Source organism: Planotetraspora silvatica, assembly GCF_016863315.1.
Classification (GTDB): Bacteria; Actinomycetota; Actinomycetes; order Streptosporangiales; family Streptosporangiaceae; genus Planotetraspora; species Planotetraspora silvatica.
The window spans coordinates 1-14835 of the sequence record NZ_BOOQ01000060.1; the positions used below are offsets into that span (position 1 = coordinate 1).

Consider the following 14835-nt stretch of genomic DNA (forward strand, 5'->3'; position numbering starts at 1 on the left):
GCCGCCAGGATCGCGGAGCCGGTCAGGAGTTCGAGCGTGTTGGAGGCCAGAAGCGGCGGCTGGGCCGTGCCGGCGTACATGTAATGCGGCTCTCCCTGCCAGAGCACGCGCGTCTCCAGAGGAGGGACCCGGATCGCGGTCAGGACGACGCACCCGTCACGCGTGGTGCACTCGGTGCGATGGGCGATCCGGTCGTGGACAGGGGGCCGGACGGCGCTCAGGCGCGGGCGGTGTGCCGCCGCCGGGCTCGCGATCACGACCTTGCCCTGGTCGTCGACGAGCTGGATGAGATCGATCCGGGGCGTCTTGGTTCGGATGGGCGTCGCGGGCGCGGAGCCGGGCCGCAGGGACCCGATCCACTCGGTGGCGACCGTTTCGGTCTCCTTGAAGATGGCGTTCTCGATCCGGTTGCGTACGGCCAGGTCGGCGCCGCCGCCGATGATCATGAAAGCCAACAGGGAGATGAATCCGGCGACCAGTGTGAAGCGCGCCTGGATCGAGCGCGCGCACAGATGCGGTAACACCGGTTGCCTCCTGTCGTGGTCGCTGAATCCGGCCGCTCCCTGAAGAGAACGACCAGCGGCACCCGGGTTCATGGCGCGCATGATGCCCAGGACCGAAAAACAGCCACAAAAACGAGAAATGCATGACCATTGCATTACCTTGCGCCCGTGAAACGACGAAAACGTGCAAATGTGATCTACCGCCCCGAGGAGGGCGTGCTGTTCGGTTCCTCTCCTCTCATGTGCGAAGGTAATCGGTTCGACACCGCGCTATTGCGAAGGCATCCGGGTATTGAGGCCTGAATCTGCGAGCGTATGGTGATTACGTGACGGTTCAGCGAGGAGTCACACCGCCGGGGTGCGCACGCCACCGCACCGGCCCGGTGGGCCTGAGACGGGCGGGGCGCGCGTGAACGCTCCGCCGGCGCACAACGCGATCTGCCTGGGCGGTCCCTGCCATGGCATGCTCACCCACATCGACCAGGACATCGGGGTGCTGGCGGTTCCGGTCCCACGGCGCTCGCCCGACGATCCCGAGGCCGTCGCGTCCTACCGGGTGACCCGTGAACGCGTGCACCACCCGTCCTGCTCCGATCCGTTCATCGCTCTGCACTGGGCGGACCAGGCCGCCCAGGTCTGCCCGTGCGGGTGTGAACGGTCGCTGCCCCGCTAACCCCGCGCCCACCTGGCCCGGCCGGCCACACATCGGGGCTCGAACGCCCCTGCCGCATGTGCGCGGGCGACCGATCTCGGTCCCGGGAATCTCATCCGCGGCGACGCCCGTTCATTCACGGCCCGCCGACGTGAAACTCATGTCGGCGTACCTGTCACCGGCGACCTGGGCGGCGAGCGGGTCGAGCCGCGCCAGTTCGTCGGCGGTGAGCATGACGAGCGCGCCGGCCGCGTTCTCGATCACCCGGTCGCGGCTGCGGGTGCCGGGGATCGGAACCACGGGCAGGCCGAACACGTCCTGCCGCGTGTGCAGCCACGCAAGGGCGATCTGCGCGGACGTCGCCTCGTGCGCGGCCGCGATCTCGCGCAGCGGGGCGAGCAGGTCGTGGTTGGCGCGGTCGTTCCCGCCGGCGAAACGCGGCATGGCGTGGCGGACGTCGCCGGCCTCCAGCCCCTGGAGGGTGGGGACGGCGCCGGTGAGGACGCCCCGGCCCAGCGGCGAGTACGGCACCAGCGCGGTCCCGAGCGCGGCGGCGGCAGGGACGACGTTGGTCTCGATGTCCCGGCTGAACAGCGACCATTCGGACTGCACCGCCGCGATCGGGTGAACGGCGTGCGCCGCCCGCAGTTCGTCGGCCGTGACCTCGCTGAGGCCCAGACGCAGCACCTTGCCGGCCGCCACGAGTTCCGCCATGACGCCGACGGTCTCCTCGATCGGTACGCTCACGTCGCGCCGGTGCATGTAGTACAGGTCGATGTGATCCACGCCCAGCCGCCGCAGGCTGCGTTCGGCGGCGGCGCGGATGTAGGCGGGATCGTTGAAGATCCCCGGCTTCTCGTTGTCCAGGCCGAACTTGGTGGCGATCGTCACGTCATCGCGGTGGGCGGCGAGGAACGGGGCGAGGAACTCCTCGTTGGCGCCGTTGCCGTACGCGTCGGCCGTGTCGAACAGGGTGATCCCGAGGCTGAGGGCCTGTTCCAGCGTGGCCCGGGCCTCGGACGCGTCGGTGCGGCCGTAGTAGGCGGTGTTGATGCCCATGGCGCCGAAACCCTGCCGCCCCACCAGCGGGCCGCCGGCGCCGAGCCGTACCTTGTCGAGCTTGAATTCGTTCATGTCCCCCACGCTGTCGCCGGCCGGGGCCGGCAGCCAGGGTCACGTTCAACATAGGCCTGGCAGAACCACGTCGGCCGCGGGAATCGCGCCTAGACTCGACGGATGAATGCCCAGCTCAGCGACTTTCTCCGGTCGCGGCGCGCTCGTCTCAGCCCGCAGGACGTCGGTCTCGCCGGCTACGGCAGGCGCCGCGTCCCCGGCCTGCGCCGCGAAGAGGTCGCGCAACTGGCCGGGGTCAGCACCGACTACTACATCCGCCTGGAACAGGGACGCGGCCGGCAGGTGTCCGACGCGGTGCTCGACGCGGTCAGCCGGGCGCTGCGCCTGGATCCCACGGAGCACGCCTACCTGCACGACCTGGCGCGGCCGCACCGCGCCACCGGCAGGGGCCGGCAGCCCATCCGCCGCAGCGTGCGGCATCTGCTGGAGAGCATGCGCGACACACCCGCGATCGTCGTGGACCACCGGATGGTCATCGTGACCGCGAACGCGCTCGGCGTCGCCGTGTTCGGCCTCACCGACGACCTCCGTTCCCGCGACAGGGCCCGCCAGTTCTTCCTCGACCCGAAATCCCGTGCGTTCTTCCCCGATTGGGCGGCCGACGCCGAATCCGTCGCCGCCGAGTTGCGCCTGCAGGCCGCCAGGCGTCCCGACGATCAGCGGCTCACCGCGCTGATCGGCGAGCTGTGCATCAAAAGCGCGGAATTCCGCACCCTGTGGGCGGACCACAAGGTCAGGGAGAAGACCCAGGGCCGCAAACGCATCAACCACCCGACCGTCGGCGAACTCGTCTTCACCTTCGAACGGCTCGCGCTGGCCGACGACGACGAGCAGACCCTGATCGTCTACACGGTCGAGCCCGGTTCCCCGACCGCGGAACGTCTCGCCGTGCTGGCGAGCTGGACCGCGGCCCATGACGCGGGCGCGGAGGCCGAATGGCGGAAGGACAACGACACGGCGGCGCACTGACCGGCGTCCGTGCGCCGGCCGCTCCTGATCGCCGTGATGAGACGGGGAGCCAGGCCGGCGGCCTGCGTGCGGATCTCCGGGATCGCCGTGGTCTCGTACCGGGTGCCCCGCAGTGTCGGACCCAGGGTGAAGATCCTGTCGCTGGGCCGCCCTCCGGCGTCCAGTACCGCGCCGGCGTCGTCGGCGTCCAGGCCGAGCCCCAGCGGATCCGGCCGGCCGAGACCGGCGGCGAAGAGGCCGGACAGGAAGGGATCGCGGGTCACGTCGGAAGAGGGCCCCGTGCCGTTGACCACCCAGCCGACGCGGAGGTCGCGAGGCGTCCCCTCCGCGTCGACGTGGGCGATCACCTCGCCGTCGGCGGACGTGGTCCCGGTGAGGCGGCCGCGGACGACCTCCAGGTGGCCCGTCACCCGCAGCCGGGCGATCAGGGAGGCAGTGGAAGGAGGGATCCGGTGCCGGTGGACCTCCCAGTAACGGGCCACCAGACCGAGGAAGCGGCGGCGGTCGTCGAGGCCGAGCCGTCCCCACAACGCGGGGACATGCGGGCGCAGGCCGTCGATCACCGCGTGCCAGTCGCCGTCGCCCGCCTTGACGGCGGCCCGTACGGCGGCCAGCAGATCGGCGAGCCGTGTCGCGTCGTCGGGTATCGACATCGGGATGGGCGGGCCGGCGGGACATCGATGCGCCCGGGGGAGCAGGCCGTGCCGGGACAACGCGTACACCGTCGTGTCCGGCCGTGACCGGGTCACGGTGATCGCCACATCGATCATGGTCAGGCCGGTTCCCACCACCAGGACCGGAGCCCCGTCCCCGATCTCGGCGAGCGCGCCCGGTGCCCAGGGGTCGTCGACGTAACGGGCCTGGACGTCCCGCACCACCTGGTGCAGGGGCGCGGGCCTGGAGTTCCCCGTGGCCAGGACGACGGCGTCGGCGTCGATCCGCCCGCCACCGGACAGGTGGACCACGGGGGCGCCGGAAGGCAACGACCGCGTGATGGCGGAGACCTCCGCGGTCACGCGCGTCACGTGGGCGTCGTGGGACGCCTGGCTCTCGGCGGCGGCCAGGACATCGCGCAGATAGCGTCCGTAGACCCTGCGCGGCAGGAAGTCGGAGCCCGCGATGTCCAGTCCGTCCCTCCGCGCCCACCTCAGGAGATGGCCGGGGTCGTCGGCGATCGCGCTCATCTTGTCCGCGCAGGCGTTGAGGAGATGACCGGGATCGTCGGTCGCGTAGGCCTGCCCCAGCCCGTGACGCCCGTACCGGTCGACCAGCACCACCCGCAGCGATGTGCGGGAGGTCACCGCCTGGCGAAGCAGGTGCACCGCGGCGAGGGTGCCGCTCGCACCGCCTCCCACGATCGCGACCACGGGGATACGGCCTTGAGGAGTTGAGGAATCCACCACACGTCCACAGTAACCCTCAATTCCTATGGGCTAAATAGGTAATTGCTGTGAGGTGCGGAAAGCTTTGACAGAGCAGTCCCTGAGAACAGAATCGACATGGCGGCGCTTCGGCCGCGGGCGCGCCGCGAGGTGGGTGCGCCGGCGCCCCGGCCTCCAGGGGCCTCGGCGCCAGGTCGAGCCCGATTGGCGCCCAAAGGGGGCAATGCCGCACCCAGGTAATGCCACACCCAGGCAAAACGCACCCTGGTGGTGCCGGGCCGCGCGGATGAACATGGGGGTACGGCCACTGATGTGAAGACACCAGGGCGTCGATGGGAGACAGCCAGATGTATGTGTACGGAATCGCGACCAGCGAGGAGGAAGTTCTCTTCCTCCTCCTCACTGTCCTGTTCTGGGTGGCCGTCGTCGGCGGCGTCGGGGCCGCGCTCCGGTCCAAGGCCAGGGGCCGCCGGGCGAGGACTCCCGAGGACGTCCTCTTCCAGAGGTTCGTCGCCGGAGAGATCGACGATGACGAGTACCGTCACGATCGGGAAGTCCTCCGCGGCGTGCCCCACCTCTGCGGCCGCGACGGCTCGTGACCCGCGGCGCGGGCCGTGCCGTCACTCGGGCCAGGGCGAGTTCTGGATGATCTCGACGAAGTCGCCGCGGGTGAACCCGGGAACGAAGTGCTGGAGGACGTCCGCCTTCACGTTCCCGAAGGTGGTCGCCGGCCTGGGAGCGATGCCCTCGGTGAACGCCTCGAGGATGCGCCGCTTGAACTGCGGCCGCGGGTGCAGCGCGACGATCTCGGCCCTGCTCTCCTCGGTGATGTCCGCATAGCCGATCCCCAGCACGTCGTACTCCACGCCGGCGGTGACCAGGGCGACCTCCGGCTCCATGAACTCGGGGATGCCTGGCGTGGTGTGCAGCGCGATCGACGTCCACACCCGCCGGATGCTGTCCTCGGGGACGCCGCGGCTCTGGAGGAAGCGACGGGCCTCGTCGGCGCCGTCGACCTCGAAACGGCGTCCACTCCCGCGGAACTCCTCGCCGAGACCCAGGTCGTGGAACATCGCCCCGATGTAGAGGAGTTCCGGGTCGAAGCTCAGCCTCCGGTTGCGGCCCTGCAGACTGCCGAACCAGTAGACGCGGCGGGAGTGGTGGTAGATCAGGTCGCCGGCGGCGTCGCGCACGAACTCGGTCGCCTCGGCGGCGAGCCTGGTGTCCGGGACGAACACTCCTGCGACGGCATGCTCCTGAACCTTCATGGTGAACTCCTGCTCTGGAGAGGAAGGCCGTCTCCGGCCTCGGTCCATGTCTCCACCCTGCCGGTCGGCCGGAGCCCCCGGCCATGTCTTCCGGGACCGAAACCCCACAGATAGGGACACGGCCTCAGGAGGCGGCGGATCCCCGCCGTACCCTGGGGAAATGCACGACCGACTCGGCGAACGCCGCCCGCACCGGGTGATCGTCTTCGCCTTCGACGGGGTGCGGCTGATGGACGTCGCCGCTCCGCTGGAGGTCTTCGCCACCGCTTCCGGCGGCGCCCGCGCGTACACCGTCGAGGTCTGCACCCCCGACGGGCGGGACGTCACCACCTCCACCGGCCTGCGCATATCGGCGGACCTGCCGTCCGCGCGAGTGGATCACGCGGGCACGCTCGTGGTTCCCGGCCCCGCCGACCTCGGCGCGCTCGAGGAGCGTCCCGCCCTCGTCGATCAGGTGAGACTGCTGGCGGGCAGGGCTCAGCGGGTGGCGGCGGTGTGCACGGGGGCGTTCGCTCTCGCGGCGGCGGGCCTGCTCCGCGGACGCCGCGCCACGACCCACTGGGAGCACGCCGCGGACCTCGCCCGGCGTCATCCGGACACCACCGTCACCCCGGACGCGATCTTCGTGCAGGACGGGCCGATCCTCACCTCGGCGGGAGTCACGGCGGGAATCGATGTGTGCCTGGCCCTGGTGGAGCAGGACCAGGGGCCGGAGGCGGCCCGCAGGGTCGCGCGTGACCTGGTCGTCTTCCTCCAGCGGCCCGGGGGTCAGTCGCAGTTCTCCGTGGCCTCCCGCACCTCCGCGACGGCACACCCGATCCTGCGCCCGCTCCTCGACGCGATCGCGGCCGACCCGGCGGCCGACCACAGCCCGCGCGCCCTGGCGAGGAACGCCGGTGTGAGCCCCCGCCACCTGTCCCGGCTCTTCCGGGAGCAGGCGGACACGACCCCGGCGGCCTATGTGGAGACCATGCGCCTGGAGGCCGCCCGGATCATGCTGGAACGCGGCGAGAGCGTGACCGCCACGGCCCGGCGCAGCGGGCTGGGCAGCGACGAGACCCTGCGACGGGTCTTCGCGCGCCACCTGAGCACCACCCCGTCGGCGTACGCGGCCCGCTTCCGCACGACCGGTACGGCGCACGCCGGCGTCTGATGGCCGTGGTCATCGCCCGGACGAACCGGCCGCTTCGCTGACGAACAGGCGGATGACGTACCCGTGGACGCGGGTCCGGGCCTCCTGGCGGTAGTCGTCGCGCAACAGCCGGAGTTTCGCCAGATCCTGCGGTGTGCTCAGGTGGGAGTCCTTGATGCGGGAGCGCTGGATCGCCCATACGCGCGGCACGCCGTCCAGCGCGGCCGCGACCTCGCGCGCCGGGATCTCCTGCGAGATCAGGGCACCCACCTGCGCGGCGGTGCGGGTCAGGGCGACCTCGCGGACCGCGGTGAAGTCCTCCGGGTACGCGTCGGCGACGATGCGCCGGCCCATCGGCAGGAACAGGACGGCGTCACCGGGCCGGGCGCCCTCCCGGATGACGCGCGCCGCGCCCGCCGGGTCGTCGTTGCGGCTGGCGATCCGTCGGACGTCGGCCTGGGACGGGAGGGCCAGGACGGTGGTGGCGCCCAGCAGCACGCACGCGACGACGATGCCGGGAGCGTTCCACCTGCTCAGCCGTCCGATGGCCGCGAGTCCCGCGCCGGCCAGCCACGCCAGCCCGATGACGGCGTAGAGGACGTAACGGTCCTGGTAGAAGGGCCTGACCTGGGAGACCGCGAGCAGTGCCGCCGGCGGGAGGATCGCCATGGGAGCGGCCAGAGCGAGCAGGGGGAGCCGTGGAGTCACCGATGCGGCGTCTTCCGCGGGGCGGCGCGGCAGGAAGGCGAGGACGACCAGACCGACTGTGATCACGAGCGAGGCCCCGGTCCCGGCGAAGCGGGTGACCAGGTCCGCCGCGGACTCCCAGCCGGGCCTCATGAGCCACCCGACCTGTCCCCGCTGCTCGCTGCTCACCCAGGCGAGCGGGGCGGCGGGCACCAGGCCGGCGGCGCAGGCGAGCGCCCACCGGCCCAACGCCACCCTGCCGGCCCGGCTCACGAGAAGCGTCACGGCATGGGCGGGGAGAGCGAACACGGCGAAGACGTTGAGCAGGCACCCGACGGCGACGGCCGCGCCGTACAGGGCCCACCAGCGCGGGCGCCGCGGCTCGGACACCGCCTTCGCCAGGAAGAGGGTGGCCAGGACGACGGCCGCGGTGACCATCGCGTACGACCGTCCCTCCTGGGCGTAGTAGCTGACCACCGGGGTCGTGGCGTAGGACAGGCCGGCGAGCAGGCCCGTCCAGGACGAGGCCGTGTGCGCCGCGACGGCGGCCACGCCGGCCGCGGCGACGCCCGTGGCCAGCACCGACGGGACCCGCAGCACGATCTCTCCGAGTTCGGGGCCGCTCACCAGGGCGAGTAGCGGGTGGAGCAGCAGGTAGTAGAGCCCATGGACCGCGTCGACCTGACCCAGCGTGTCCCAGAGGGCCGGCAGCGACCGGCGCGCCACGGTGAACGACGTCGCCTCGTCATGCCACATCGACCCGCGGTCGACTCCCCAGATGCCCGCGCCCAGCGCGACGACCGCCGGTATGACGACGGCCGTCCGTCCACGCAACACGTCGACGCTCACGAACCCCCCGTTCCGAGCTTCGTCCCCCGACAGGCCGGGGACCCCCTCCGTCTGGACACGGTCCGGGTCCTCGTACTGTTCAGACCTGCCGCGGGACCGTGTCCGTTTCCCATCGTGCGCCGCGACGACCGCGCACAAGGCCTGTTCTCTTGGACGTCGTGAGGTCCGTGCGGGTTCGGAGACCGGGATGACGCGCTTCGCCCGGAACGTTCCGGCGATCGGCCGAATGGACGGCCGAGGCGGAGGAGCCCGCTTCGCCTGCCGCCGGTCCGGCACGGGCACCGGCGTCCCGCTGATACTCGTCCAGCACTCCATGGGTAACCTCGACACGTACGACCCGGCGGTCACCGACGACGTCGTTCCCCTCTACACGGCGGAGTACGAACGCCAGGACACGAGGTCCCGGCCGAGGAGGACCATATGACCAGCAAAGACGTCAGGCTGCCCGGCCCGGACCACCCGATCACCGTCGAGCCGAGCACCGACGAGATCGTCGTCTCCGTCGGCGGGCGGGTCGTCGCCTCCACGCGCGGCGCGCTGATCCTGCGCGAGGCGTCCTACCCGCCGGTCCACTACATCCCGGTCGAGGACGTCGACTTCGAGCTGCTGGAGCGCACCGGCCACACGACCTACTGCCCCTACAAGGGCGAGTGCGGCTACTACAGCATCCCCTCCGGCGGGGAGAAGGCGGTCAACGCCGTATGGCGCTACGACGACCCCTATCCCGCGGTGGCCGAGATCAAGGACCACGTCGCCTTCTATCCGGATCGGGTCGACGAGATCACCGTTCGCGCCGCCGCCTGACTCTCACCCGGCGGTGAGGCCCAGTTCCGCGAAGACGGCCCGATGGTCGGTGGCGGGGACGGTGTGAACACTGAAATCCCGGACGGCCACGCCGGAGCTCACCATGACGTGATCGAGCGTCACGGTGGGGATGCCGAAGCCGTTGAAGTGCCACGGCTGGTACGGCCAGGTGGTCGTGAGGCCGTTCCCCGTGACGTCGGCGGCGTCCGAGTACCCCTCGTCCAGCAGATGGCGGACCCGCGCGTGGTCGAGGGTGGCGTTGAAGTCGCCGGCCAGGACACGTCTCGATCCGGCGGGTGAGGGGAGCGCCGCCAGGCCGTCCGCCCAGCACTGGTACCTGTCCTGGTAACGCGGCGCGCAGGGATGCACGGACACGATCTCGACCGGTTTCCCGTCAGGCGCGGTCACGACGGCCCGCGCCTGCCCGAAGCCGCCGATGTCGATGGCCTGGCCCGGTGTGACGGGGAACCGGGTGTAGATCCCGGAACCGCCGGTGCCGGGCCGCGAGCGATCCACCTTGTACGGCAGAAGCGCGCCGATCCCGGCCTCGTCCAGCCCGGCGGCGGCGGCCGGGGTCAGCTCCTGCAGGGTCAGCACATCGGGGTGGAGCCTCCGTACGAGATCGACCAGGGCGGGCGGGGGCACCGCGCCGATCATCAGGTTGGAGGAGAGGATCCGCAGCGACGGCCCGCCTCCGGCCGCGTCCGACGCCGTCGCCCGGGGCAGCACGCAGGCCGCGAGCGCAGCGGTGACGACGAGGCTCGCGGCCAGGGCCGTCCACCGGCGCGAGACCAGCGCGACGATCGGTCCGACGACCGACGCCAGTGCGGCGTACGGCGTGAAGCCGACGAGTTGCACCCAGCGGAAGTGCACGTCCGCCGGGACCAACCGGAGCACGGCCCAGATGGCGAACGGCGCCACCGTCAGCCAGGCGAGAACGCTCACCCAACGCCTCGGGCGGATCTCCGGGCCGGCCGGCGAGCCGTCCTGCTGTGCGATCAGTGTCAACCCGGGACTCCCCGTCGGCTCGATCATGCTCGGTGGGGCGATCCTAGGGCGATTCAGGTCGTGGCGGCCTCGTGATCGTGGCGCTCGCGGGCGGCCCGGATGTCGTCGCGATGTGCGTTGGCCCACTCGTCCAGCGCTGTGAGCGGGCCCAGCAACGTCCGGCCGAGTTCGGTCAGCTCGTAGTCGACACGTGGCGGCACGCTCGCGTGCACCGTCCTGCCGACCAGCCCGTCACGGGCGAGCGCACGCAGGGTGTGCGTGAGCATGCGCTGGCTGATGCCCTCGATGGCGCGGTTCAGCTCGCTGAAGCGGTGCGTACGCTGCCCGAGGAGCACCACGATCAGCACGCTCCATTTGTCGCCGACCCGGTCGAGGACGTCGCGAATCGGGCAGTCGTCCTTCAGCTGGATGGTGACAGGCACATCCGTGTGCGTGGGTGACATGGAAGTGCCTCCTTACGATCGCCGTTATTGTGACTCATGATGGTGTTACACACAATAAGTAACCAGGAGGGTTCGATGAGCGCACCCGCCTCGCAGGAGGCTCCGCGACCGGAGGCCCCCGCCGCCGAGACGTCCCCCGAGACGTCCGGTGGGGCGCCGCTTCTCACGCGGCCGGTGTCGCACGGGCCGGGGCTGGTGGTGCTGGGCGCCGAGGACGCCGAGGCGTGCTCGGACGGAACCTGCTGGTGAGCGAGGAGAAATCAGTGCGGGTCGAAGTGTGGTCCGATGTCGTGTGCCCGTGGTGCTACATCGGCAAGCGGCGGCTGGAGCGGGCGCTCGAGGGATTCGAGCACGCCGGCGAGGTCGAGGTGGAGTGGCGCAGTTTCCAGCTTGATCCGTCGCATCCCAAGGGCGTCAGGCAGCCGGTCTACGAGGCCCTGGCCCAGAAGATGGGCGGTTCGACGGCGCAGATCCGCGAGATGACCGGCCGGGTGAAGGCGCTGGCGGCGGAGGAGGGTCTCGAGTACGACTTCGAGAACTCCATCTCGGTCAACACGTTCGACGCCCACCGCCTGACCCATCTGGCCAAGGCGCACGGCCTGGGCGGGGACACGCACGAGCGGCTCATGCGGGCCCAGCTCATCGAGGGCGAGACGCTCGACGACGCCGAGACGCTCGTCCGGCTGGGCGCCGAGGTGGGCGTTCCCGCCGACGAGGCGCGACGGGTGCTGGCCGGCGACGACTACACCCGGGACGTCGAGGAGGACATCCGCGAGGCCCGCATGCTCGGCGCGAACGGTGTGCCGTTCTTCGTGCTCGACCGCGCGTACGGCGTCTCGGGGGCCCAGCCCGTCGAGATGTTCCTGTCCGCGCTCCGCACGGCCTACGAGCACGAGGACATCCCGGCCCGCTGACGAACGTCCCCGGCGTGGGAAGCCGGCGCGGCGGCCGCATGTGGCCGCCCGCGCCGGCCCCGCCTCGGGGGAGGGGACGATGTCGCTCTCCGGGAGGCGGGGGCGCGACCGGGGCTCTCAGCCGATCACCTCGACCACGTTTCCTTCCTGGTCGCGAATCCGCGACTCGACGATCTCCACGATGAGGCCCGGCGCGGTGCGGAGCACGTGCACCCCGGCCGTCGGGTGCAGCACCGTCGTCAGTTCCGAGAGGACGTCCGGCGGGATCTCGACCTCGACGTACCCGTCACCGGACTCCGTGACGGTGACGTGGTCGCCGGGTCGCAGTCGCACACCGCCGCCGGGCGCGGCGATCGACAGATCACGCCCGTACGGCAGGCGGCCGGCCAGCGCTTGCGCGATGCGCTCGGCCGCGTTCGCGCCGAAGGTCAGCACCGTCTTCTCCGGTCGGCTGTCGGTCTTCCAGCGCGCCTCCTGGACGTACAGGCCGCCCGTAGACGAACCGTCGCGCCGCGCGCCGTCTTCGATCGCGGCTGCGAGGTCCGGATCGTCGATCACACTGTCCCGTGTCAGGTCCGTGACCAGCAGCGGCAGCCGGGTTCGCAGGACGCCGAGCAGGCCGAGGGCGTCCCAGCGTCCGATCGCCTCGTATTCGCCGAGGGTGAGCCCGACGACCTGCAGGAAGCGCAGCCGCCCGTGAGGTGTGCCGATCGTGCCGAGTTCGGGATCCTCGGCGAAGGCGGCGGCCCGGATCGCCGTCTCGGGGTTCTCCTGCGAGATCGGACCGTTCAGATCGATATGGTGGCCGGGCGCGAACGGGTTGGCGGAGGAGAAGACGTAGCGGCCGAGGTTCTGCAGGAAGTCGGCGGCCCACATCGGCGGCTCGGCCTCGTCGTGGTCGCGGGCGACGCGGAAAGTGAACTCGAAACCCCATCCGGACTCCTCGGCGACCTCCGACTGTTTGTCGTACAGCTCGGACATGCCGTAGCTGACGAAATGCCAGTGGTCATCACGCGGATAGACGCTGATCCCGTCCAGCGGGTCGGGGCCGCCGAGGCTCCAGTTGAGAAGCGTTCCGTAGTGCAGGGGCGTCACCCCGGGATAGAGCCGCGCCAGCGCCGCGTCGATGGCGTCCCAGCCGGCGGCGATTGTGTCGTCGATCATGAGGCGCGACTCTATTCGATCCGATTGAGGGGTTCGATCGGGTCTCATCCGGCCGGCCTGTCCGTCAGTAGTCCCTGATGGTGATCGCGGTCGCGGCCTTGCGGATCGGCTCGGTGACCCGCTTGATCATGCGGTCCTTGCCCGGCAGGTGCGGCATGAGCCGCAACATCCCCATCTGGAACCGGATCTGGCCCGCCGACTTCAGCACCATTCCCTTGAGGTTGCTCGCGGCGAGCTTCTGGTTCTCCTCGACGAAGGGCCGCATGTCGTTCTCGTAGGCGGCGAACCCGGCCGCGTGGTCTCCCGCCGCGGCGGCGAGGGAGCCGGCCAGGACGTAGGCGCCGACCAGGCTCAGGCTCGTGCCCTGGCCCGACGCGGGGGAGGGCCCGTAGGCGGCGTCGCCGACGAGGACCACCCGGCCCGACGACCAGCGGTCCATGCGCACCTGGCTCATCGAGTCGAAGTAGAAGTCCGGCGCGTCCCACATGGAGTCGAGCAGGCGCGGGACGTCCCATCCCAGGTCGGCGAAGATCTTGGCCAGGAGCTTCTTCTGCTGGGTGACGTCCCTGCGGTCATAGGGGTCGGCCGGTGAGGTGAACAGGAACATCGCCTTCGCGTCGGTGCTCTGCCGCGTGCTGTACATCCCGACGCTCCGGCCCGGGGCCGGGTGCATCATCTCGGTGCGGTCGAGGCCGAGGTGGTTCGGGACCGTGAAGATCGAGATGTGGTGGCCCAGGTCGTGGATGAACCGGGACTCCTCGCCGAAGGTCAGCGCGCGCACGTTGGAGTGCAGGCCGTCGGCGCCCACGACGAGGTCGAACGTCCGCGCCGGGCCGTTCTCGAACGTGACGCGCACGCCGTCCGGCCGCTCCTCCAGGGCGGTGATGGAGTCGTCGAAGATGTACTCCACGTCGCCCTTGGTGGCCTCGTGGAGGATCTCGGCCAGGTCGCCACGCATGATCTCGACGTCGTCGCCCTCCCTGCCGCCGAACAACTGGGCGCTCATGGTCGCCCTCTGCCTGCCGTTCACGTCGACGAAGCGCGCGACCTGCATGTCCGTGCTGTGCCGCCGTACGTCTTCGAGTAATCCCATGCGGCCGACCACATCGAGGGCGGCGCCCCGGATGTCGATCTTGTAGCCGCCTTCTCTCAATGAGGGTGCGCGCTCCACCACCGTGGGGTGGAAGCCGTGCTCGCGGAGCCAGAAGGCGAGGGTGGGGCCGGCGACGCTCGCGCCGGAGATCAGAACGTTTGTCATGGCCCTGACTGTACAAACGTCTCAGATGATTGTCTAGGACAAATGTGCAAGACATTTGTTCAGGAAGGCGTTAGGCTGGTGGCCATGGGAAATCGGGAAGATCTGCTCGCCGGAGCCCGCCGGTGCCTGATGGAGAAGGGGTACGCGGGCACCACCGCCCGTGACATCTCGGCAGCCTCGGGCACCAGCCTCGCGTCGATCGGCTATCACTTCGGGTCGACGAAGGCGCTGCTGAACGCGGCCCTCTACGAGGCGATGGAGGAGTGGGGGAGCGAACTCGAGCAGGCCCTCGCCGGGGAGGCGTCGTCCGGGGCGACTCCCATGCAGCGGTTCGAGGAGACGTGGGTACGGATCATCGAGTCCTACGTCAGGCTCAGACCCCTGTGGGCCATCCAGTTCGAGCTCATCGCCCAGATGGACCGCATGCCCGAGTTGCGGGAGTCCTTCGCGAACGCCAACCGGCAGGCCCGGCTGGGGCTGGCGGCACTCTTCGACGGCCTGGACCCGGTCGCGGACGAGAAGAAGGCGCTGGCCGTCGGCGCGTTCCACCAGGCGCTGCTCGGCGGGATGGCGGCACAGTGGCTCGTCGATCCGGAGGGCGCGCCCTCGGCTCAGGACCTCGTCGAGGGACTGCGCACGATCACGGCCGGTCTCGCGCAGGCCTGATC

17 protein-coding genes and 1 pseudogene are annotated in these 14835 nt (G+C 70.6%); 9 read left to right on the top strand and 9 right to left on the bottom strand.

Annotated features, from left to right (window positions below; all coding sequences use genetic code 11):
• A partial coding sequence (locus Psi02_RS36930; protein WP_203980517.1) for a hypothetical protein occupies positions 1-524 on the bottom strand: 524 nt, incomplete at its 3' end.
• A gap of 388 nt (positions 525-912) precedes the next feature.
• On the opposite strand from Psi02_RS36930, the gene Psi02_RS36935 reads away from it, so the two are divergent.
• On the top strand, positions 913-1176 hold the full coding sequence (locus Psi02_RS36935) for a hypothetical protein (RefSeq protein WP_203980518.1): 264 nt from the start codon (positions 913-915) through the stop codon (positions 1174-1176).
• A 111-nt stretch (positions 1177-1287) separates the two neighbouring features.
• On the opposite strand, the gene Psi02_RS36940 is transcribed toward Psi02_RS36935, so the two are convergent.
• Positions 1288-2289 (bottom strand): aldo/keto reductase, encoded by a 1002-nt coding sequence (locus Psi02_RS36940; protein WP_203980522.1) that lies wholly within the window; start codon positions 2287-2289, stop codon positions 1288-1290.
• A 102-nt stretch (positions 2290-2391) separates the two neighbouring features.
• Between Psi02_RS36940 and Psi02_RS36945 the strand changes: the two genes are divergently transcribed.
• Positions 2392-3258, top strand: a complete 867-nt coding sequence (locus tag Psi02_RS36945) for a helix-turn-helix domain-containing protein (RefSeq protein ID WP_203980524.1) — start codon at positions 2392-2394, stop codon at positions 3256-3258.
• A gap of 722 nt (positions 3259-3980) precedes the next feature.
• Here Psi02_RS36945 and Psi02_RS40495 read toward each other — a convergent pair.
• A pseudogene (locus tag Psi02_RS40495) lies at positions 3981-4661 on the bottom strand (FAD/NAD(P)-binding protein); the annotation flags it as partial.
• Positions 4662-4972: 311 nt separating this feature from the next.
• Here Psi02_RS40495 and Psi02_RS36950 point away from each other — a divergent pair.
• Positions 4973-5239 (top strand): SHOCT domain-containing protein, encoded by a 267-nt coding sequence (locus Psi02_RS36950; protein ID WP_203980525.1) that lies wholly within the window; start codon positions 4973-4975, stop codon positions 5237-5239.
• A 21-nt stretch (positions 5240-5260) separates the two neighbouring features.
• On the opposite strand, the gene Psi02_RS36955 is transcribed toward Psi02_RS36950, so the two are convergent.
• Positions 5261-5908, bottom strand: coding sequence for an HD domain-containing protein (locus Psi02_RS36955; protein WP_203980530.1), 648 nt, complete (start codon positions 5906-5908; stop codon positions 5261-5263).
• A gap of 160 nt (positions 5909-6068) precedes the next feature.
• Here Psi02_RS36955 and Psi02_RS36960 point away from each other — a divergent pair, with 160 nt between their 5' ends.
• A complete protein-coding gene (locus Psi02_RS36960) occupies positions 6069-7061 on the top strand; it encodes a GlxA family transcriptional regulator (RefSeq protein WP_203980535.1) in 993 nt (330 codons plus the stop codon).
• Positions 7062-7070: 9 nt separating this feature from the next.
• On the opposite strand, the gene Psi02_RS36965 is transcribed toward Psi02_RS36960, so the two are convergent.
• On the bottom strand, positions 7071-8576 hold the full coding sequence (locus Psi02_RS36965) for a glycosyltransferase family 39 protein (protein WP_203980537.1): 1506 nt from the start codon (positions 8574-8576) through the stop codon (positions 7071-7073).
• Positions 8577-8763: 187 nt separating this feature from the next.
• Between Psi02_RS36965 and Psi02_RS36970 the strand changes: the two genes are divergently transcribed.
• Positions 8764-9000, top strand: a complete 237-nt coding sequence (locus Psi02_RS36970; protein WP_203980539.1) for a hypothetical protein — start codon at positions 8764-8766, stop codon at positions 8998-9000.
• Positions 8997-9380, top strand: a complete 384-nt coding sequence (locus Psi02_RS36975) for a DUF427 domain-containing protein (RefSeq protein ID WP_203980540.1) — start codon at positions 8997-8999, stop codon at positions 9378-9380. The genes Psi02_RS36970 and Psi02_RS36975 overlap by 4 nt, the downstream gene beginning before the upstream one ends.
• Positions 9381-9383: 3 nt before the next feature.
• Here Psi02_RS36975 and Psi02_RS36980 read toward each other — a convergent pair whose 3' ends face one another.
• Together Psi02_RS36980 and Psi02_RS36985 are read right to left on the bottom strand one after the other, a co-directional pair.
• The gene (locus Psi02_RS36980) at positions 9384-10388 is read right to left on the bottom strand and encodes an endonuclease/exonuclease/phosphatase family protein (RefSeq protein WP_203980547.1); all 1005 of its coding nucleotides are present in this window, start codon (positions 10386-10388) and stop codon (positions 9384-9386) included.
• Positions 10389-10441: 53 nt separating this feature from the next.
• Positions 10442-10831, bottom strand: a complete 390-nt coding sequence (locus Psi02_RS36985) for a winged helix-turn-helix transcriptional regulator (protein ID WP_203980549.1) — start codon at positions 10829-10831, stop codon at positions 10442-10444.
• Positions 10832-10906: 75 nt separating this feature from the next.
• Between Psi02_RS36985 and Psi02_RS36990 the strand changes: the two genes are divergently transcribed.
• Together Psi02_RS36990 and Psi02_RS36995 are read left to right on the top strand one after the other, a co-directional pair.
• The gene (locus Psi02_RS36990; protein ID WP_203980551.1) at positions 10907-11080 is read left to right on the top strand and encodes a hypothetical protein; all 174 of its coding nucleotides are present in this window, start codon (positions 10907-10909) and stop codon (positions 11078-11080) included.
• Positions 11081-11094: 14 nt separating this feature from the next.
• Positions 11095-11745, top strand: coding sequence for a DsbA family oxidoreductase (locus Psi02_RS36995; protein ID WP_203980553.1), 651 nt, complete (start codon positions 11095-11097; stop codon positions 11743-11745).
• Between the two features lie 117 nt (positions 11746-11862).
• Here Psi02_RS36995 and Psi02_RS37000 read toward each other — a convergent pair whose 3' ends face one another.
• Positions 11863-12909: a suppressor of fused domain protein gene (locus Psi02_RS37000; protein ID WP_239095478.1), complete on the bottom strand. Its 1047-nt coding sequence runs from the start codon at positions 12907-12909 to the stop codon at positions 11863-11865.
• A 64-nt stretch (positions 12910-12973) separates the two neighbouring features.
• Positions 12974-14167 carry an FAD-dependent monooxygenase gene (locus tag Psi02_RS37005; RefSeq protein WP_203980556.1) on the bottom strand — a complete coding sequence of 398 codons (1194 nt, stop codon included), beginning with the start codon at positions 14165-14167 and terminating at the stop codon, positions 12974-12976.
• A gap of 84 nt (positions 14168-14251) precedes the next feature.
• Between Psi02_RS37005 and Psi02_RS37010 the strand changes: the two genes are divergently transcribed.
• Entirely contained in the window at positions 14252-14833 is a 582-nt protein-coding gene (locus Psi02_RS37010) for a TetR/AcrR family transcriptional regulator (protein ID WP_203980558.1), read from the top strand.
• The last annotated feature ends 2 nt before the right edge of the window (positions 14834-14835 follow it).

Excerpts from the sequence above, each read along its gene's own strand:
- Psi02_RS36940 (WP_203980522.1), bottom strand. The coding sequence starts at position 2,289 with ATGAACGAATTCAAGCTCGACAAGGTACGGCTCGGCGCCGGCGGCCCG.
- Psi02_RS36945 (WP_203980524.1), top strand. The coding sequence starts at position 2,392 with ATGAATGCCCAGCTCAGCGACTTTCTCCGGTCGCGGCGCGCTCGTCTC.
- Psi02_RS36950 (WP_203980525.1), top strand. The coding sequence starts at position 4,973 with ATGGGAGACAGCCAGATGTATGTGTACGGAATCGCGACCAGCGAGGAG.
- Psi02_RS36955 (WP_203980530.1), bottom strand. The coding sequence starts at position 5,908 with ATGAAGGTTCAGGAGCATGCCGTCGCAGGAGTGTTCGTCCCGGACACC.
- Psi02_RS36960 (WP_203980535.1), top strand. The coding sequence starts at position 6,069 with ATGCACGACCGACTCGGCGAACGCCGCCCGCACCGGGTGATCGTCTTC.
- Psi02_RS36970 (WP_203980539.1), top strand. The coding sequence starts at position 8,764 with ATGACGCGCTTCGCCCGGAACGTTCCGGCGATCGGCCGAATGGACGGC.
- Psi02_RS36975 (WP_203980540.1), top strand. The coding sequence starts at position 8,997 with ATGACCAGCAAAGACGTCAGGCTGCCCGGCCCGGACCACCCGATCACC.
- Psi02_RS36985 (WP_203980549.1), bottom strand. The coding sequence starts at position 10,831 with ATGTCACCCACGCACACGGATGTGCCTGTCACCATCCAGCTGAAGGAC.
- Psi02_RS36990 (WP_203980551.1), top strand. The coding sequence starts at position 10,907 with ATGAGCGCACCCGCCTCGCAGGAGGCTCCGCGACCGGAGGCCCCCGCC.
- Psi02_RS37000 (WP_239095478.1), bottom strand. The coding sequence starts at position 12,909 with ATGATCGACGACACAATCGCCGCCGGCTGGGACGCCATCGACGCGGCG.
- Psi02_RS37005 (WP_203980556.1), bottom strand. The coding sequence starts at position 14,167 with ATGACAAACGTTCTGATCTCCGGCGCGAGCGTCGCCGGCCCCACCCTC.
- Psi02_RS37010 (WP_203980558.1), top strand. The coding sequence starts at position 14,252 with ATGGGAAATCGGGAAGATCTGCTCGCCGGAGCCCGCCGGTGCCTGATG.